Source organism: Polaribacter pacificus (assembly GCF_038024035.1).
Taxonomy (GTDB): Bacteria; Bacteroidota; Bacteroidia; order Flavobacteriales; family Flavobacteriaceae; genus Polaribacter; species Polaribacter pacificus.
In genome coordinates this window covers 734,234-753,412 of sequence record NZ_CP150664.1, presented here as the reverse complement: position 1 = coordinate 753,412, position 19,179 = coordinate 734,234, and the positions used below count along the sequence as shown (strand labels likewise).

Annotated in this window: 21 protein-coding genes and 1 tRNA gene; 17 read left to right on the top strand and 5 right to left on the bottom strand. The window is 33.5% G+C overall.

The window, feature by feature from the left end:
• From WHC90_RS03420 to WHC90_RS03350, 15 genes are all read left to right on the top strand, one after another.
• On the top strand, positions 1-546 hold the full coding sequence (locus WHC90_RS03420) for a glutathione peroxidase (protein ID WP_188599401.1): 546 nt from the start codon (positions 1-3) through the stop codon (positions 544-546).
• Positions 543-1,022: an SRPBCC family protein gene (locus WHC90_RS03415; protein ID WP_188599402.1), complete on the top strand. Its 480-nt coding sequence runs from the start codon at positions 543-545 to the stop codon at positions 1,020-1,022. Before WHC90_RS03420 ends, WHC90_RS03415 begins: the two co-directional genes overlap by 4 nt.
• A complete protein-coding gene (locus WHC90_RS03410; protein WP_188599403.1) occupies positions 1,022-2,305 on the top strand; it encodes a cryptochrome/photolyase family protein in 1,284 nt (427 codons plus the stop codon). Before WHC90_RS03415 ends, WHC90_RS03410 begins: the two co-directional genes overlap by 1 nt.
• A 139-nt stretch (positions 2,306-2,444) precedes the next feature.
• Positions 2,445-2,867, top strand: a complete 423-nt coding sequence (locus WHC90_RS03405; RefSeq protein ID WP_188599404.1) for a DUF2141 domain-containing protein — start codon at positions 2,445-2,447, stop codon at positions 2,865-2,867.
• A gap of 34 nt (positions 2,868-2,901) precedes the next feature.
• Positions 2,902-4,266, top strand: coding sequence for a 2TM domain-containing protein (locus WHC90_RS03400; protein ID WP_188599405.1), 1,365 nt, complete (start codon positions 2,902-2,904; stop codon positions 4,264-4,266).
• Between the two features lie 23 nt (positions 4,267-4,289).
• Positions 4,290-4,586 carry a 2TM domain-containing protein gene (locus WHC90_RS03395; RefSeq protein WP_188599406.1) on the top strand — a complete coding sequence of 99 codons (297 nt, stop codon included), beginning with the start codon at positions 4,290-4,292 and terminating at the stop codon, positions 4,584-4,586.
• A gap of 7 nt (positions 4,587-4,593) precedes the next feature.
• Positions 4,594-4,926 carry a 2TM domain-containing protein gene (locus WHC90_RS03390; RefSeq protein ID WP_188599407.1) on the top strand — a complete coding sequence of 111 codons (333 nt, stop codon included), beginning with the start codon at positions 4,594-4,596 and terminating at the stop codon, positions 4,924-4,926.
• A gap of 85 nt (positions 4,927-5,011) precedes the next feature.
• Positions 5,012-5,329 carry a 2TM domain-containing protein gene (locus WHC90_RS03385; protein WP_188599408.1) on the top strand — a complete coding sequence of 106 codons (318 nt, stop codon included), beginning with the start codon at positions 5,012-5,014 and terminating at the stop codon, positions 5,327-5,329.
• Positions 5,329-5,646 (top strand): 2TM domain-containing protein, encoded by a 318-nt coding sequence (locus tag WHC90_RS03380; protein WP_188599409.1) that lies wholly within the window; start codon positions 5,329-5,331, stop codon positions 5,644-5,646. Before WHC90_RS03385 ends, WHC90_RS03380 begins: the two co-directional genes overlap by 1 nt.
• Before the next feature lie 24 nt (positions 5,647-5,670).
• The gene (locus WHC90_RS03375) at positions 5,671-6,429 is read left to right on the top strand and encodes a LytR/AlgR family response regulator transcription factor (protein WP_188599410.1); all 759 of its coding nucleotides are present in this window, start codon (positions 5,671-5,673) and stop codon (positions 6,427-6,429) included.
• Between the two features lie 82 nt (positions 6,430-6,511).
• Positions 6,512-7,867 (top strand): TlpA family protein disulfide reductase, encoded by a 1,356-nt coding sequence (locus tag WHC90_RS03370; protein ID WP_188599411.1) that lies wholly within the window; start codon positions 6,512-6,514, stop codon positions 7,865-7,867.
• Between the two features lie 243 nt (positions 7,868-8,110).
• Positions 8,111-9,910 carry a 30S ribosomal protein S1 gene (rpsA, locus tag WHC90_RS03365; protein WP_188599412.1) on the top strand — a complete coding sequence of 600 codons (1,800 nt, stop codon included), beginning with the start codon at positions 8,111-8,113 and terminating at the stop codon, positions 9,908-9,910.
• A 200-nt stretch (positions 9,911-10,110) separates the two neighbouring features.
• Positions 10,111-11,502, top strand: a complete 1,392-nt coding sequence (gene glmM / locus WHC90_RS03360; protein ID WP_188599413.1) for a phosphoglucosamine mutase — start codon at positions 10,111-10,113, stop codon at positions 11,500-11,502.
• Entirely contained in the window at positions 11,477-12,331 is an 855-nt protein-coding gene (locus WHC90_RS03355; protein WP_229664946.1) for a hypothetical protein, read from the top strand. Before glmM ends, WHC90_RS03355 begins: the two co-directional genes overlap by 26 nt.
• An 11-nt stretch (positions 12,332-12,342) precedes the next feature.
• On the top strand, positions 12,343-13,815 hold the full coding sequence (locus WHC90_RS03350; protein ID WP_188599414.1) for an aminotransferase class V-fold PLP-dependent enzyme: 1,473 nt from the start codon (positions 12,343-12,345) through the stop codon (positions 13,813-13,815).
• Positions 13,816-13,863: 48 nt separating this feature from the next.
• Here WHC90_RS03350 and WHC90_RS03345 read toward each other — a convergent pair whose 3' ends face one another.
• A complete protein-coding gene (locus tag WHC90_RS03345; RefSeq protein WP_188599415.1) occupies positions 13,864-14,745 on the bottom strand; it encodes a lysophospholipid acyltransferase family protein in 882 nt (293 codons plus the stop codon).
• Positions 14,746-14,922: 177 nt separating this feature from the next.
• On the opposite strand from WHC90_RS03345, the gene WHC90_RS03340 reads away from it, so the two are divergent.
• Positions 14,923-15,567: a rhomboid family intramembrane serine protease gene (locus tag WHC90_RS03340; RefSeq protein ID WP_188599416.1), complete on the top strand. Its 645-nt coding sequence runs from the start codon at positions 14,923-14,925 to the stop codon at positions 15,565-15,567.
• A gap of 171 nt (positions 15,568-15,738) precedes the next feature.
• Here WHC90_RS03340 and WHC90_RS03335 read toward each other — a convergent pair.
• Positions 15,739-15,811 (bottom strand) — tRNA-Gly (locus tag WHC90_RS03335).
• A 153-nt stretch (positions 15,812-15,964) separates the two neighbouring features.
• Here WHC90_RS03335 and WHC90_RS03330 point away from each other — a divergent pair.
• Complete coding sequence (locus WHC90_RS03330) at positions 15,965-16,396, top strand: GNAT family N-acetyltransferase (protein ID WP_188599417.1); 432 nt, start codon at positions 15,965-15,967, stop codon at positions 16,394-16,396.
• 438 nt (positions 16,397-16,834) lie between these two features.
• On the opposite strand, the gene WHC90_RS03325 is transcribed toward WHC90_RS03330, so the two are convergent.
• From WHC90_RS03325 to WHC90_RS03315, 3 genes are read right to left on the bottom strand one after another with little or no spacing between them, the layout of a single operon-like run.
• Positions 16,835-17,569 carry a head GIN domain-containing protein gene (locus tag WHC90_RS03325; RefSeq protein WP_188599418.1) on the bottom strand — a complete coding sequence of 245 codons (735 nt, stop codon included), beginning with the start codon at positions 17,567-17,569 and terminating at the stop codon, positions 16,835-16,837.
• A 24-nt stretch (positions 17,570-17,593) separates the two neighbouring features.
• The gene (locus WHC90_RS03320) at positions 17,594-18,670 is read right to left on the bottom strand and encodes a hypothetical protein (protein WP_188599419.1); all 1,077 of its coding nucleotides are present in this window, start codon (positions 18,668-18,670) and stop codon (positions 17,594-17,596) included.
• A complete protein-coding gene (locus WHC90_RS03315) occupies positions 18,651-19,175 on the bottom strand; it encodes a hypothetical protein (RefSeq protein ID WP_188599420.1) in 525 nt (174 codons plus the stop codon). Before WHC90_RS03315 ends, WHC90_RS03320 begins: the two co-directional genes overlap by 20 nt.
• Positions 19,176-19,179: the final 4 nt, after the last annotated feature.

Genomic DNA, 19,179 nt, shown 5'->3' with positions numbered 1-19,179 from the left:
ATGAAACAGCTAACAATTATTTTTTACACTTTTTTATTTACAGGAATACTAAATGCACAAACTATGAAAACAGCACTTTATGATATTAAAATTAAAGGAGCAGATGAGAAAGAGATAGACTTTAAGCAATTTAAAGGAAAGAAAATACTTTTTGTTAATGTAGCTTCTGAATGTGGTTTTACCCCACAGTATGAAGGCTTGCAAGAGTTATATGATACATATAAAGAGAACTTGATGATAGTAGGAGTTCCTTGTAATCAATTTGGAGGGCAGGAGCCAGGGACTTTAGCTCAAATACAGTCTTTTTGCAGCACTAATTATGGAGTTACTTTTTTGCTGACAGAAAAAGTTGATGTAAAAGGTGCTGATCAGCATCCTTTGTATCAATGGCTAACCAACAAAGAGCTTAATGGAGTTAAAAATTCTTCAGTAAAATGGAACTTTCAAAAGTATTTGGTCGATGAGCAAGGACAGTTAATAGATTATTACTTTTCTATTACCAAGCCGATGAGTAAAAAAATAACCAAACACCTGGCAACTAAATGATCACGTTTAGAAAGCATTCAGGTATTTACACCTTAGAAGCCCAGCAAGAACTGCCTATTTCTATAGAAAAGGCCTGGGATTATTTTTCATCGCCAGAGAACCTAACAGAAATCACGCCTCCTAAAATGCAATTTAAGATTAGCTCTAAGGTTGATAGGCCTGCATATCAAGGGCAAATTATCACCTATAAAGTTGTTCCTTTTTTAGGGGTAAAAACCAATTGGGTAACAGAAATAACCTCAGTAAAAGAGCAGGAGTTTTTTATTGATGAACAGCGTTTCGGACCTTATAAAATGTGGCATCATGAGCATTTTTTTGAAAGCCTTGCCAACGGAAACACCTTGATGAAAGATAAAATTTCTTATAAAATCCCTTTTGGTTTTTTGGGAGCCATTGCTCAGAGTTTGTTTATAAAATCACAATTAACGGAGATTTTTAGTTACAGAAAAAAAACATTAGATAAACTCTTTTACTAATGGTGTTTTTTTGGTTTCGACGAGATTTGCGCCTTCAAGACAATGTGGCTTTGTTTCACGCACTGATTGAGAATGCAGAGGTTGTTCCTGTTTTTATTTTTGATGATCAGATACTTTCTGAGTTGCCAAAAGATGATGCCCGTATAGGGTTTATTTATGACACCTTAAAAGAGTTAGATCAACAGTTAAAAAGTCTTGGGTCTTCGCTCCTGATCAAAAAAGGTAGCCCTTCTGATGTTTGGGCTAAATTATTTGAGGAGTATGCCTTTTCTGCACTTTATTACAATATCGATTATGAGCCCTATGCAACACAACGAGATGCCCAAATACAGAAGTTTTTAGAAAGCAAACAAGTGTTGGTCCAAGCGTTTAAGGATCAGGTAATTTTTGATACCAATCAGGTGGTTAAAGACGATGGTCTTCCTTATACTGTATTTACACCTTATAAAAATAAATGGCTAAAAAAACTAAAACCAGATAAGGATCTTAAACAGTATGATGTTGATCAGAAGCATGGAAGTTTTTATCAGTTTTATGCTGCTTTTCCTACTTTAAACTCGCTTGGCTTTACCCTAAGTACGATTAAAGTGAAGCCTTATAATTTGGAGTATTTAAATGTGTATGATCAAATTAGAGATGCTCCATTTGATGACAAAACAACTTATTTATCACCTCATCTTCGATTTGGATTACTTAGCTCAAGAAGTATGGTTAAGAAGGCTTTGGCTAGCAATGCTACTTTTTTAATTGAATTAATTTGGCGAGAGTTCTTTATGCAAATTCTTTATCACTTTCCTAAGGTTGTCACCCAAAATTTTAAGCAGAAATACGATGCAGTTCCTTGGCGTAATAATGAACAAGAATTTGAACGCTGGTGCACAGGAAACACAGGCTATCCAATGGTTGATGCAGGAATGCGACAATTAAATACCACAGGGTATATGCACAATAGGGTTCGCATGATTACAGCAGGTTTTTTGTGCAAGCATTTGTTAATTGATTGGCGTTGGGGAGAAGCCTATTTTGCCAAAAAATTATTGGATTATGATTTGTCTGCTAACAATGGTAATTGGCAGTGGGCCGCAGGGACGGGTTGTGATGCAGCACCTTATTTTAGAGTTTTTAATCCAACAGCACAGCAGCAGAAATTTGATAAAGACGCGCGCTACATCCGTCGTTGGGTTTCTGAATTTGACACCTTAGACTATGCTTTACCAATGGTAGATCACAAAATAGCCAGAGAACGTGCCATTAACACCTACAAAACGGCGCTTCAATCTTAGTTTATATTCAGCTTTTTACAGTTCATCCGTAAATACTTACAGTTCGGTTTTATTTAGTTTTCCTAAGGCAATTCTTGATGCATCTTTGTATCATTATTAACAGACAATCTAATAAGTTGTCATTAAAACCAAACCAATCATGAAACTATTAGCAATCATTTTTAGCATCGTATGTATTTCACAATTTAGTGCAAATACCCAAGAGTTAGCAGATAAGAGAAAAATTACGGTAACAGTACCAAATGTTACTAGTGATAAAGGAGCTGTACATTATGCCTTGTACACTAAAAAAACTTTTATGCAGGTTCCGATTCAATCAAAAATAGCGGCAATTAAGAACAAGAAGAGTGTTGTTGTTTTTGAAAATGTTCCAGAAGGAGAATATGCAATAATTTGTTTCCACGATGCGAACGGCAATAAGGAAATGGATTTTAGCGAAAGAGGAATGCCAATAGAAGACTATGGAATGTCAAACAATTCTACTAGTTTTGGCCCTCCACAATTTTTAGATGCAAAATTTGTAGTTGCTGATAAAAATGTAACTTTAGAGATTAAATTCTAAGAAGTAAACACCACTAATAAAAACAACGAAGCGAATGACACCTACAGATAAAAGCAGTTCTAAAAAACGTTTGACAAAAGACTTTTGGCTGTGCGTTAAAATGACATTGATTTTTGGTGTGATTTTCGTAGTCATCAACCAGCAATTTACCCTAGAAGGAGTAAGTACTATCTTTTTGTTTTCTGCCTTGTATTCATTTAGTTTAGGTCTGGGAAATGGAATAATCAACGAGTATTTAAATGGCAAATGGGATTGGGTTGAAGAAACCAACCAACGTGTTGCTGCGGGTATTGTTGCAACAGTAGTCTATACTGTAAGTGCCGTATTGGCTAATCATTATCTAATGTATGTAGTTATTTTAGGGTATGACAGCAGTTTGTTTTTTGAAGGGAGCTTGTTACAGGTACATATTTTTACAATTATTTTTGCTTTGGCAATTGCTGCTTTTTTCCACGCAAGAGGTTTTATGGTTAACTGGAAAGCTTCGATGTCTCAAAAAAGCACTAAACAAGAATTTGTAGCTAAAACGGAGACCGCCAAGTTTGAGTCTTTAAAGAGTCAAATAGACCCGCATTTTTTATTTAATAGCCTCAATGTGTTGACCTCATTAATTAGTGAAAACCCTAAGCAAGCAGAACGGTTTACAACCAAATTATCTAAAGTGTATCGCTACGTTTTAGAACAAAGAAATAAAGAGTTAATCCCCTTAGAAGAAGAATTAAAATTTGCCAGAACCTATATGGAGTTATTGCATATGCGTTTTGAAGATGCTATTCAATTTGAGATACCAACCCAAGCAAGTAGCGATGAATTAAGAATCGTTCCCTTGTCATTACAATTGCTGTTGGAGAATGCTGTAAAGCACAATGTGGTTTCATCAAACAAGCCTTTGGTGTTGCGAATTTTTGAAGAAGATGGATTTTTAATTATAGAAAATAATGTTAGCCCAAAAGAAGCCATCGGGAAAAGTACAAAAGTGGGGCTAAATAATATTACAGATCGTTATCGATTATTAACTAGAAGAAGCGTAAGCATTGTAAACAATCAAAAAACGTTTAAAGTAAGCTTGCCTTTATTAACCAAAAACAACAAACCTATGTTTTCAGAAGATATAAAAACAACCAGCTATGTAAGAGCTGTAGAAAAAGTAGAAAAATTAAAAGAATTTTATCAGAATTTAGCCTCTTATTGTATTGTAATCCCTTTTTTAATCTTTATAAACCTTTATACCTCTCCAGGCTATCATTGGTTTTGGTTCCCGCTATTTGGATGGGGGATCGGAGTGATTTTTCACGGATTAGATGTGTATAATTACAATCCTTTTTTAGGGAGAAACTGGGAAAATAAAAAGATCAAAGAATTGATGGAGGAAGATGATGATACCTCTAATTGGGAGTAGTATAAAACACAAAATAGTTAGTTATGGAATTTAATAAAGAACAAAAGTATTTAAGAGCAAAAAAACAAGTAGATAAATTAAAAGGGTTTTATGCCAATGTAGCATCCTATTGTATTGTCATTCCTTTTCTAATATTTATTAACCTTAGATTTGTTCCAGAATTTCACTGGTTTTGGTTTCCGATCTTTGGATGGGGAATGGGCTTGACTTTTCATGCCATGGATACCTATAATTTTAATCCATTTTTAGGAAGAAATTGGGAAGAGCGAAAAATTAAAGAATTGATGGAAGAAGAAGAGAAGTATAAAAACTATAAGTAAGAAGAAGATGAACAACCAAAAAACATTAGAAGGTGTAAAATACCTTAAAGCAAAAAAAAGAGTAGAAAAAATTAAAGGTTTTTATGTTCATTTAGTCGTTTATATAGTTGTTAATTCTTTTTTAAGTGGCATCATAATTTTTGGCCTCATGCAGGATGAAGGAGATTCACTCTCTGAGGTTTTACAGAATTTTGGAGTGTATTCAACCTGGGTGTTTTGGGGGATAGGGATCTTCTTTCATTGGTTAGGTGTCTTTGGCTTTTCGGCGGTAGGTAAAAATTGGGAAGCCAAAAAACTAAAAGAAATTCTGGAAGAGGAAGAGCGGAATTCTAAATTTTAAGAGTTTATGGAAGTCGTTCCGTGTCTATTAATGAAAAAGATAGTTGATAAATTAAAAGTGATTTTAGAAAAAGAGTAAACTAATTATGGAAAATAAAGACAAGGCAGATAAGTTAATACAAGCTAAAAAGCGAGTAAAAGAATTAAAAAGCTTTTACAAACACGTAGCTGTTTATCTAGTTATTAATGGGTTTTTTATTGGGAGAAGAATTTATAAAGATATTTCTTATGGTGATTCTATTATTGATGCTTTTACAGAAGTTAGCAACTATAGATTCTTCTTTTGGTGGGGTATAGGGTTAATGATTCATGGTTTAAATACCTATCGATATCTTTTTTTTGGTAAAAACTGGGAACAGCGAAAAATAAAAGAAGTAATGGAAAAGCAAAACGAACACTATTAATGGAGCTTTCTAAAATTAAATTGTTAAAAGCAAAACAGAGAGTTGCAGAGATTAGGCAGTTTTACAAACACGTAATGACCTATTTGCTTTTTAACTTTGCATTTATGTATTTGGGTAATTTTTATGGAGTCAAAATTCGTATTTATGCTGATTTTATTGTGAGTAATAAATTTACGGCGGACGGATTTGAATATTACCCATTGTGGTTTATCTGGGGAGTTTTTTTAATCTTAGATACCATAAAAGTTTTTGTGATTCCAAGTTTCTTTGGCAGTCGATGGGAAGCAAAAAAGATCAAAGAACTTACAGAGAAATAAAGATATACGTATAAAAAAGAACACATGAAAGTACTAATCATAGAAGATGAAAAGCCAGCAGCAAGAAGGCTAAGTAGAATGCTTGAAGAGCTGGAGTTAAAAGCCAATACGATGTTGCACTCTGTAGAAGAATCCATTAATTGGTTTCAAAATAATGAGCATCCTGATTTAATCTTCTTAGACATTCAATTGTCTGATGGTTTGTCTTTTGAGATTTTTGAACACGTGACGATTTCTAGTGCTATTATTTTTACAACGGCCTATGATGAGTATGCTTTAAAAGCGTTTAAATTAAACAGCATTGATTATTTGTTAAAACCCATCGATGAAGATGAGTTAAAAATTGCTGTAGAAAAGTTTCATCAGCAGCAGGCAAAACAAAACGAAGTTCAATTAAATTTTAACGATATTAAAAAATTGTTGGTACATCCTTTAGATCGCAAGTATAAAAAACGATTTAGCATTAAGGTTGGTCAGCATTTAAAAATTGTCGCAACTGATGAAATTGAGTGTTTTTACAGTGAAAATAAGGCCACTTATGTGCATACCAAGTCTAATAGAAAATACCTTTTAGACATTCCTTTAGAGCAGGTTCAAAATGAATTAGATCCTGAATCTTTTTTTAGAGTTAATAGAACATTTATTGTTCAGTTAAACGCTATAAAAGATATTATATCATATACCAATAGCCGCTTGCAATTACATTTGCTTTCTTTTCAAGATTCAGAAATCATTGTTAGTAGAGAACGGGTTAAGGATTTTAAAGAGTGGATTAGTGAATAGTTTATAGAAAAAAGGATTTAATTTTCTACATTTGATTTTTAATCAGCGTTTTAGCTGATTTGTATTTAACAAATTTATTTAAATGATCAAAAAATCAACAACTCCAGCACAATTAGTACTTATCTTTTTTGTTTTTTTAACAATCGCATGTACCAATGATGCCCCGCCAAAAGATTCAGAAATTACCTCTTCAAAAGAACTTTTAAAAGAAGCAGATAGTTTGTTAAGAGCAAAGCAGCTTACTTTAGAGCAAGTAAATGCTAAAATAACCAAAGACCTTGCTGCATTTAATATGAATAATTTGACGCTAGAGCAAATTAATTCATTGGCAGAAAGCAATATGTTATACAAGTTTAATGCTTTGAGAAAATTAGTTGAGCCCTCTTTGATAAAGCTTTCTAATCAGAATGATGTTGTTGGTGCTAATGCAGCATCGATATACAAGACAAATTTACCAATGCCAGAAACATCAAAAGATAGCGCCAGCTTTCAACAAAGATGGATTGCCGCCTATTCTGATTTCATTTCGCATCCGGGAATTGACGCTTACATTAATACTGATGATAGAATGTTATTTGATGTCTTCGGAAGAATTCAGTTTCTTGATCCAGCTTCAGTTGGGAAATCAAATCTAATAGAAGAGATGATGGTTTTGTTAGATAGACCGATGTCCTCTAGAGTAGGTACTACAAGTGTTATTCTATTTGATTTTGTAAAAAAACCAGAATTTGGCGCATCTGAAGAGTATATTCAAGAAGTAAGAACGAAAGTTCTTAAGAAAACAAGAGAGATCATTGCTGAATTGAAAACTCAAGAATCACCAAGTAAATCTACACTTGAGAATTTAGAGCATGTTGCTCTTTATTTAGATGGAGCATCAGCAAGAAAACAACTTATAGGATATGAAGCGCCAAAAATGAAATTTAATTATAATACGATCAAAAATGTCAAGTCACTTTCTGATTTAAAAGGAAAGGTTGTCATTTTAGATTTTTGGGCAACTTGGTGCTCGCCTTGTGTGGGTAGTTTTCCAAATGTAGTCGAATTGCAAAAGCGTTATAAAGATTATCCAGTTGTTATTTTAGGAGTTACGAGTTTGCAAGAAGCACACACCGATAGAAAAAATGGCAAAAGAATTGATACAAAAGGAAAACCTGAATTGGAGTATTCTTTAATGAAGCCTTTTATGGAAGATATGGGGATGACTTGGGAGGTTGCTTTTTCTGAAGCATCTGTTTTTAATGAAGATTTTGGCGTTCGAGGAATTCCGCATGTAGCAGTTGTTGACGCTAAAGGAATTGTAAGATATAATGAGTTAAGACCCTATCATGCACCTTGGCATGAAGCAGAAAAAATAGATCAATTGCTTGAAGAAGCTGGTCTGCCATTTCCATCCGAGCCTATGGAAAAAACCAACTATAGCAAAGTGACAGATTAGCCTACTACTTTGTGTTTTTTATTTCATTTTAATAGCTTCTTTAACAAGGAGCTATTCTTTTAATTAGCAGTATTTTAATTCGTAAAAATTTATTGTTAAATAAATAAATTTTAGTAAATTTGCACTCCTTTTTACGAGAACAGATTTGGAAAGGAACTAGAAAAACAACAATTTATACAAACATCTCTTGATGTTATTATCGTTAAAAATCTGACTAACAGAAAGATACAAAGTAAATTCAGAATGTCTGAAGAAACAAAAAACACTGCTGAAGAAGCAGTACAACCAGCTGCTGAACAAGCAGTGAACCCACAAGAATTTTTAGCAAACTTTGATTGGTACAAATACGAAGAAGGTATTGAAGCAGTTGATGAAGCAAAATTAAAAGAATTTGAAACAGCGTTAGAGGGAACTGTAGGTTTCGTAAACGAACGTGACGTTATCGAAGGAACTGTTGTAAGATTAACAGAAAGAGATGCCATTATTGACATCAATTCTAAATCTGAAGGAGTTATTTCTTTAAACGAATTTCGTTACAACCCTAGCTTAGCTGTTGGAGATACTGTAGAGGTATTAGTTGACAAAAGAGAAGATTCTTCTGGTCAATTGGTATTATCACACAAAAAAGCTCGTGTAATTAAAGCATGGGATAGAGTAAACAATGCACATGAGACTGGAGAAATCGTTAACGGTTTTGTAAAATGTAGAACTCGTGGAGGTATGATTGTTGATGTATTTGGAATTGAAGCATTCTTGCCAGGTTCTCAAATTGACGTGAAACCTATCCGTGACTACGATCAGTTTGTAGAAAAAACAATGGAATTCAAAGTTGTTAAAATCAACCACGAATTTAAAAACGTTGTAGTTTCTCACAAAGCATTGATTGAGGCTGATTTAGAGATTCAAAAGAAAGAAATCATCGGTCAATTAGAAAAAGGACAAGTATTAGAAGGTGTTGTAAAAAACATTACTTCTTACGGAGTGTTTGTTGATTTAGGTGGTGTAGATGGATTAATCCATATTACAGACTTATCTTGGTCAAGAATCAACCATCCAAATGAAGTAGTAGAATTGGATCAAAAATTAAACGTTGTAATTTTAGACTTTGATGATAACAAATCTAGAATTCAATTAGGATTGAAACAATTATCTGCTCATCCTTGGGAAGCTTTAAATGCTGATTTAAAAGTTGGTGATAAAGTTACTGGTAAAGTAGTAGTTTTAGCTGATTATGGAGCATTTATCGAAGTTTCTGAAGGTGTTGAAGGATTAATTCACGTTTCTGAAATGTCTTGGTCTACGCACTTAAGATCTGCACAAGATTTTGTAAAAGTTGGAGATGAGGTTGAAGCTCAAATCTTAACTTTAGATAGAGAAGAAAGAAAAATGTCTTTGGGTATTAAGCAATTACACCCAGATCCATGGACTGATATCACTACTAAATACCCTGTAGGTTCTAAACACAGTGGTACAGTAAGAAACTACACTAATTTTGGTGTGTTTGTAGAATTAGAAGAAGGTATTGACGGATTGGTTTACATTTCTGATTTATCTTGGACTAAGAAAATTAAGCACCCATCTGATTTTGTAAATGTTGGTGATACTTTAGAAGTTGAAGTACTAGAATTAGATGTGGAAAACCGCAAACTTAATTTAGGACACAAACAAACTCAAGAAAATCCATGGGATGGTCATGAGAGTACTTACCAAATCGATTCTATCCACGAAGGTACAATCTCTGAAAAATCAGACAAAGGAGCAACAGTTCTTTTTGCTGATGGAGTAGAAGGTTTTGCACCTAGCCGTTTCTTAGATAAAGAAGATGGTAGTAAATTAGGAAAAGGTGATACTGCAGACTTTAAAGTATTAGAATTTTCTAAAGAATACAGAAGAATCGTAGTTTCTCACACTTCTATCTTTAAAGAAGAAGAAAAGAAAAACGTAAAAGCTGCTGCTAAAAAAGCTGCCGATGTAGAAAAAACTACGTTAGGTGATATTAGCGGATTGGCTGATTTAAAAAAGAAAATGGAGGAAGGTAACTAAGACCCATTTTTTATAGAATTTAAAAGCCGTTGCAATTTGCAACGGCTTTTTTATTACATCAATTTTAGTTTACCAAAATTATTGTGTTTTTAAGAACCCAACGAATTGATTTTTATAAAGATATTACTTTTTCTTTCACGTTAATTTATTTCAACTTCTCCACAAATAATTTATCTTTGTTCAGCTAATAAAAAAAGAACATGACATTAATAAAATCTATTTCAGGAATAAGAGGAACCATCGGTGGAAACACAGGTGAAAATTTAACACCTATTGATGCGGTAAAATTCGCAGCAGCCTATGGTACTTTTATCTTAGAAAGAAATAAAAATAAAGAAAATATTACCGTTGTTTTAGGTAGAGATGCACGTATTTCTGGCAAAATGATTTCTAGCCTTGTTGCCAATACCTTGGTGGGTCTTGGAATTCATGTAGTTGACTTAGGTTTGTCTACAACACCAACTTTAGAAGTTGCTGTTCCTCTAGAGAAAGCAGATGGAGGAATCATCTTAACGGCGTCTCACAATCCCAAACAATGGAACGCATTAAAGTTACTAAACGAAAAAGGTGAATTCTTAAATGGGGCAGAAGGCGAGTTAATTTTAGCAAAAGCAGAAGCTGATGACTATGATTTTGCAAGCGTAGACCATTTAGGTAGTTATACTAAAGACAGTAGTTATTTAGAAAAGCACATACAAGAAGTATTAAATTTAGAATTGGTTGATGTTGAAGCCATCAAAAAGGCTAATTTTAAAGTGGTGGTTGATGGTGTAAATTCTACTGGAGGGATTTTTATTCCAGCCTTGTTAAAAGCATTGAATGTAACATGTGTAGAATTGTATTGCACACCTAACGGTGAGTTCCCTCACAATCCAGAACCTTTAAAAGAACACCTAACAGATATTTCTGAATTAGTGGTTAAAGAAAAAGCTGATTTAGGAGTTGTTGTCGATCCAGATGTAGACAGGTTGGCAATCATTTCTGAAGACGGCTCAATGTTTGGAGAAGAGTATACCTTGGTTGCCTGTGCAGATTATGTATTGGGAAGATTAGGTGGAGGAAATACCGTTTCTAATTTATCGTCTTCTAGAGCTTTAAGAGATGTTACTGAGAAACATGGCGGAACCTATACCGCAAGTGCAGTAGGTGAAGTGAATGTTGTCATCAAAATGAAAGAAACCAATACTGTTATAGGTGGAGAAGGTAATGGAGGGATCATTTATCCAGCATCACATTACGGAAGAGACTCCTTAGTGGGAGTAGCTTTGTTTTTATCGCATTTAGCAAATAAAAAAATATCTTGTAAAGCATTAAGAGATTCGTTTCCTAGTTATTTTATGAGTAAGAATAAAATACAGTTGACACCTCAGATTGATGTTGATGAAGTACTAGCTACGATGGCAGCTACCTATAAAAATGAAGAAGTAAACACAATTGATGGTGTTAAAATAGACTTTAAAAATGAGTGGGTGCATTTGAGAAAATCAAATACAGAGCCAATAATTAGAATCTATACAGAAAGCACAAGTCAATTAAACGCCGATACATTGGCCAAAAGATTTATAGATGAAATACAAGCAGTTATTGCCTAATAAAAAAGGGTTTTTAGTAGTACTTATCGGTTTCTTATTGATGAGTACCGTTGGAGTTGCTCAAAGCACAACAGTGCCATCTCACAAAGGAAAATTTTACTTTTTTTGGGGTTGGAATCGCGGGAGTTTTTCTAATTCAGATATCCGTTTTAATGGGGCTAACTATGATTTTACCTTATACGATGTCAAGGCAAAAGATCGTATGACTCCGTTTAGTTTTAATGACTATTTTAATTTAACGAGAATCACCATTCCTCAGACCAATTTTAAATTAGGGTACTTTTTAAATGATAACTATACCATATCTATTGGTGTTGATCATATGAAGTATGTAATGACCAATGGACAATCAGTTGCCATCGATGGGCGGATTAATGCAGGAACTCCCTATGATAAGGTTTATGCAAATGAAAACATACTACTAGATGAGGACTTTTTAACCTTTGAGCATACAGATGGCTTAAACTATGTAAATGTTGAGTTTAAAAGGTTTGATGATATTAGCGCTCTAATTGGAATGCACTCAGAACGATTTCAACTGAACCTAACAGAAGGTGTTGGAGCAGGGTTTTTATTCCCAAAAACAAATACCACACTTTTTGGACAAGAACGCTATGATGAGTTTCATGTGTCTGGCTGGGGGATTTCTGCAGCAGCAGGGATTAACTTTACTTTTTTCAAGCATTTCTTTGTTCAAACCGATTTTAAGTACGGCTATATTAATATGCCAAATATAAGAACCACAAAAAATACTGCAGATTCTGCTTCACAACATTTTACTTTTTTCGAAAAAACCTTGGTTTTTGGAGGGAGATTTAGACTGTTTTAATACTCTTTTTAATGAATTCCTTAGAACAATACTTTGATCAATTTCGCAAGCATATAGTTGGGGTGGACCAAACCTTTAAATCACCCTATGGCGAACAACAATTAATTTATACAGATTGGACAGCTAGTGGACGATTGTATAGACCAATAGAAGAAAAATTATTAAATGATTTTGGCCCTTTTGTAGCCAACACTCATACGGAAACATCTACCAGTGGAGCTGCCATGACTTTGGCTTACCACGAAGCTAGAAAGATTATTAAAAGCCATGTAAATGCAGATGCTAACGATGTCTTAATTACAGAAGGATCTGGAATGACAGGTGTTGTAAACAAGTTTCAACGTATTTTAGGGCTTAAAGTAACCGAAAGCTTAAAAGAATATACAGAGATTCCAGATAGTCTAAGACCGATTGTTTTTGTCTCTCATATGGAGCACCATTCCAATCAAACTTCTTGGTTAGAAACGATTGCTGATGTAGTGGTAATTCCCTGTGATCAACAAGGGCTTATTTGTTTAGATAGTTTTGATAAGATTATCAAAGAGCACGAAGATAGACCCATTAAAATAGCTTCAGTAACAGCTTGTTCTAATGTTACTGGAATCAAGACAAACTATCATCAAATAGCAAAGATTATACATAATTATAATGGTTTGTGTTTTGTAGATTTTGCATGTTCTGCACCTTATGTAGATATCAATATGCATCCAGAAGATCCAGAGGCTTATCTCGATGCTATTTTCTTTTCACCTCACAAGTTTCTTGGAGGTCCAGGAACTTCTGGAGTGTTAATTTTTAATAAGAAACTGTATAAAAATTTGGTACCAGACAATCCAGGAGGAGGTACGGTTAGTTATACAAACCCTTGGGGAGATCACGACTATTTTGACGATGTAGAAACCAGAGAAGATGGTGGAACTCCAGCTTTTATGCAAACCATTAAAATTGCACTTTGTGTTTTGTTAAAAGAGCAGATGGGTACAGGTAAAATTAAGGCTAGAGAAGATGAAATTAACGCTGTAATTTTTAAAACTTTAGAGTCTATTCCTAATTTAAAAATATTAGCTCCCGATCATAAAAGCCGTTTGGGGATCTTTTCTTTTTATGTTGATAATGTACACTTTAATATGATCGTAAAGTTATTAAACGATCGTTATGGAATCCAAACAAGAGGAGGATGTTCTTGTGCAGGTACTTATGGACATTTCTTATTAAATGTAGACCAACAAAAGTCAAAAGCCATAGAAAAGCAAATTATAGAAGGTTGTTCAGTAGAAAAACCAGGATGGGTTCGTTTGTCAATACATCCAACCATTACAAATAAAGAGGTTGATTTTATTTGCAAAGCTTTAAAAGAAGTTTGCGCAAATGTAGAGGAGTGGTCAAATGATTATGACTATGATGCTGTGCAAAACGACTATAAACACAAGAGTGCCGTTTCTATAGAGAAAGATTTGGTTGCAGCTTGGTTTTCAGATTTGTAAATCAACTTTAGTATCACTTAAATTTATTAGCAAAGTAAAAGGGGGGGGTTAAACCCTCTCTTTGCCTTTGTGCTTAAACCGTTTGTGAGACCATAGGTAAAACTCAGGAGCTTTGTGTATATGTGCTTCCGTTATACGTAGGTACTTGTTTGTAATCTGATGTTCTTCTAATTCTTTTGGTCTGTCTGTAATGAGCTCAAATTCTGATTCATAATACCCTCTTTTGACTCTAGTAGTATTCATATTAACCACTGCAAAATCAAATTTTTTAGAAATCATTTCTGCCCCCATAAATATAGGGACCTTAACGTTTAGAAAATCTGCCCAATATTGGTTTTTTTGAAGCATTGGAGATTGATCACTAATCAATAAATAAAGCCCTTGCTTCTTTTCTTTTACATTCTTAACAATCCCTTTAATGATTTCGCTTGATTTTAAACAAGTCATGCCAAATTTGCTACGAGAATCTTTAATGAGGTTTTCAAATTTTTTATTCTGAATCTTGGTGTAAGAACAATAACAATCCATGTTAGTTAACAGAGGCATCCCAACAACCCATTCCCAGTTTCCGTAATGTGCTCCTACTAGAATAATGCTTTTACCTTGAGCGTGCAAGGAGTCAATGAGCTCAATGTTTTTGTATTTGTATCTTTTTTTAATGCTGGTCTCTGAGATTGTAATAGCCTTAATTGCTTCGATTAAGGTGTCTACAAAGTGCATAAAAAACTTTTTTTGAATGACTTTTAAATCGCTTTCAGATTTTTCTGGATAGACCAATTTTAAATTATCTAAGACTACTTTTTTTCTGTAGCCAATCAGGTAAAAGAAAAGGAAATATATAGCGTCAGAAATTGTATATAAAACTCTAAAAGGCAGTTTAGAAAACAGCCAAATGATAGGGGAAGCTAAATAAAAAACTAATTTGTGCATCTATATTTTTGAATTGCAAATATCGCATATAATTTTCTTTTAATAAAACCCCATTTCACAAATCTTCTAGAAGTTACTAGATTGATTCTATTCCATAGGTTTTAATCAAATTTACCAGCTGTATAGAATGCTATTCCATAGTTTTATACTAAGTTTGTAACTATAGATAAGAAAACTATGAATCAAGTTTTAATTGTATTAATTGCTGCTAATGTGCTTATTTCCATGAAAGGTTTTAAGGATTATTCTTTTTTAAACAGGTACAAATTTCAAATAGGTAAAATACGAAATGGAGAAAAGGAACGTATGCTTACTTCTGGTTTTTTACATGTGGATTGGATGCATTTAGGATTTAATATGTATGCCTTGTATTTGTTTGGTGATATAGTAGCCAACAACCTTGGGACGGCTTCTTTTTTGGCAATTTATATAGGAAGTTTATTAGCAGGGAGTCTTTACTCGTTAACCTACCATAAGAATGAAATGAATTACAGTGCAGTAGGAGCCTCTGGAGCTGTTTCTGGAATCGTTTATTCCTCTATTTTGATATACCCAAATATGAGCTTAATGTTGTTCCCATTACCTATTCCAATTCCGGCTTATATTTTTGGGGTTGGTTATTTGGTATATTCAATCTATGGAATGAAAAAACAACTAGGAAACGTTGGTCATTCTGCGCATCTAGGAGGGGCAATAGGAGGCTTTGTGATTACCTTAGTGCTATTCCCACAAATTTTCTCAATGAATCAAACCATGGTACTTTTATTGTCTGTACCTATCGTTTTGTTGTTGCTTTTTGGAAAGAAACTGAAAAACTTATAAATACATAAACCGAAACAAAACTGTTTCGGTTTTTTTTGAGCTAAAGACTAGGTTTATCTCACCTTTGCTCTATTTAAACCCAGATTGTGGCAGGTAGGTTATCACCTCAGGCAGGTGTTTTTTTAAAGTATGGAGCAAAAAAAAGACTCCATAATAAAATGGAGTCTTTTGAGCGAAAGACCGGGTTCGAACCGGCGACATTCAGCTTGGAAGGCTGACGCTCTACCAACTGAGCTACTTTCGCCTGTAAAGCGATGCAAATATAAGCTCATTTTTTAATTTTACAATAAAATATTTTAGAAAATTGATATTTTTTTTGATCTTTATTCCTGTAAATCAAAATTTAAATATTGAAGTTCTTAACCTTTAGAGAGTTAATGTAAAATGTACCCATAGTATGATCCAAATTAAAAAAATAACAGCAGCTCAAACACATCCAATTCGGTTAAAAGTTTTAAGAAATGGCCTTGATTTACCTGTGGTTCTTGATGGAGATACCCATTCTGATAGTTTTCACTTAGGAGCATTTGAAGAAAAAACGTTGATTGCTGTTTCTTCTTATATAAAAACCAACAATGCGTTATTTAATCAGCCTCAATATCAACTTCGAGGAATGGCAACCAGTAACGAGCACACTAGAAAAGGGTGTGGAAAAGCAATGTTGCAATTTGCCGAAGATATTCTTATTGAAAAAGGCTGTAAATCACTTTGGTTTAATGCTAGAGAAGGTGCCCTCTTATTTTATAAAAAAATGGGTTACCAAATTGTCGGTGAACCTTTTGAAATTCTAGAAATAGGTATTCATTATCAAATGTATAAAGAACTGTAAAACTCGTAGTTATAACCATTACGGCGCTGTTGTGCTCTATATTGCACATAAAACACGATTCTTTAGCCCCAAGGTTGATCGATTAAGAGATGTTGCTTATCTACTTATCGGAAGAAAATTACCATTCAACGGGTCAAATATACCATTCGTCGAACAAGTCAATTTAGAATAAGGGAATGAATGTATCTTTGTAGTGTAATTATTTAATAATTGAATCATTAAATTTTTACCAGTGTTAATTAAATTAATGGTTCGTGTTTTTAATAATAATTGGGGGATTACAAAGAATGCACAGCCTTGTTTAATTAGTTAAAAAGTTTTCAAATAATTGGGGGATTATACAGAAAACAAAACCCAAAGCAGTTAATTGCTTTGGGTTTTTTATGCTTGTTTTTGACTGATTTCGTTCGGAGTTTGTAGAACTTATTATTTAAATGATTAATTCTTATCTATGATACTTCCAGATCCTACAGATTTACTAGAAATCTTTTTAGGATTTCCTCTATAATAAATATTACCAGACCCTACTACATTTGCTTTGATTTGATTGGCAACAGTAGTTCTAATGCTTCCAGATCCGGCTATGTTTGCGTTTACTATAGAGGTTTTTAAATCATAGGCCTTAATACTCCCAGACCCTGCAATAGAACAGGTCAACTCTTTAGAGCTACCAGAAACGTTAATGCTTCCAGAGCCACCAATAGAGGTTTTAAGCTCATTGGCATCAATCTTTAAATTAATGTTTCCTGATCCACCTATACTAAGAGCCATTTCATCTGCCTTGATTAATTCTTTTGCAGTGATGTTACCAGAACCCCCTAAAGATATTTTATCAATGTCTCTATATGGGATCGTTATTGTTAGTTTTCTTGTAGTTCTAATATTCGTATTTCTCTTGTACTGGATTTTTAGAGTAGAACCCGAAACCTCTGTTTCAATATACTTTAGGATGTTTTCTTCACCTCTCAGTGTTATTTTGCCTTCTTTTCCTTTAACGAGTATCACATCAAAAGAACCACCAATACTAATGCCATCATAACTTGATGTTTTTCTGTTTTCAGTTACTACATGACCATTACCTCGAATGCTCTTAGAGTTTCCCCACCAATTTTGTGCTTGTGTACTAAAACTTAAGATTAGCAGTACGCAGCTAATAATGATATTTTTTTTCATAATGTTTGTCTTTAGAGTGATATATTAATCTTTTAGTTTTACGCTTCCAAATTCTGATTTGATAGTTAGTTTAGCCTTATTAGATCCTTTACCGTACACACCTTCATAGTATTTTTTGGTGCTTTTTTCAATGCTTTTATAAAGATCTACATGGCCTTTGTCATAACTAAAACCGGCATAGCTAAGGTCTATGATAAACTGAAAGTTGTTTGTGCTTTTAGTGCCGATAGAAATTCCAGTATATTCTGCATTGATATAGGCATTAGAAAAACCATTAGCCAATTCAGCAATCTTTATTGACCCATAATCAGATTCCAATTTTACATTGTTGTAAACGGTTCCAATTTTAACACTCACATAGTCAGTGTTGGCAACGATATTACGAACTTCATCGACAGAAATGCTTCCGTAGTCACCGTTAAACTCAATACCATTTATTTTACCAAAATTTAGAGTAGAGTAATCTGCATTAACAGACACATCATAAGCTTTGTCTACTGTAAGCTTAGAATAATCAATATTGAGGTCTCCATTTTTTAGATAGTTAATGGTAGATGCTGAACAGTAATCTAAATTGATGTTGTTGTTAGTGTTGTTTAAACTTCCAACGATTATTTTTCCATAATCACAATTGATATCTGCTTTTCCGTTAATTTCATCTACAATGATGCTTCCGTAATCATTATTTAGTTTAATATTATTGTCTTTTGGCATTTTAACAGTGTAATTAATTTGATAATTGACATTGCTAGAAGAGCTCCAAAAACCCCAGCTACTCTTTTTTTCAATAATTGTTTTTGCTTTTACATAGCTAGAGTTTCCGTTAAAATCCACATCAATAGCTTCAAGGCGCTTTTCTACCGCACTAAGACTACTTCCTTTTACAGTAATTTCTACGGTAATCTCTACGCGATTTTTATCCCAACTAATTATGTTAATATTTCCGTATTTGTTTTCTATGTCAACTGTTGCATTCCTAGATACATCATATGCTTTTTTAAGCGTTTTTGTTTTTTCGTGTTTTTGATCAATAGTACTTGAAAAACCAATTTGAGGAATCATCAAAAGGATCAGGGCTAGTTTAAATATAGATTTCTTCATCTTCAGTGTTTTTTGGATTTTTAATTTCGTCAATTTGTTTTAGTACATCTTGTAAAACTTCGATTCTACTTTGGTAATTTCTAATCATTGCATAAATGATTCTTTTATCGTTATTGGTTTTGTTTAGGTCTGTTACCAGTTTTTTATATTGCTTTTCTAAAGTTTTTAACTGGTTTAAGGCATCGTTTATTATTCGCTCTGTTGAGGGATTTCTAAATTTTTCAATTTCTTTAATCTCTTGTTTTATAGTGGCTACAAAAAAACTTTCAGCCTCCTGCATTTGTGGAGAAACATCAGCCAAAGCCAAACTAGAAGACGATAAATTTGTCCCAGTCCAGATGCCTACTAAAAGCAATAAAGATGCAGCAAGACTCAACCATTTAAAGTTGTATTTTTTTTTTCGAGGCTCTTTTAGTCGCTTTTCGAACCGCTCCATATGTCCAAAAGGAGGCTCTTCAATATCAAAATTTTGAGTAGCGAAATAGTTGTCTAATTTTTTATTCATCTTG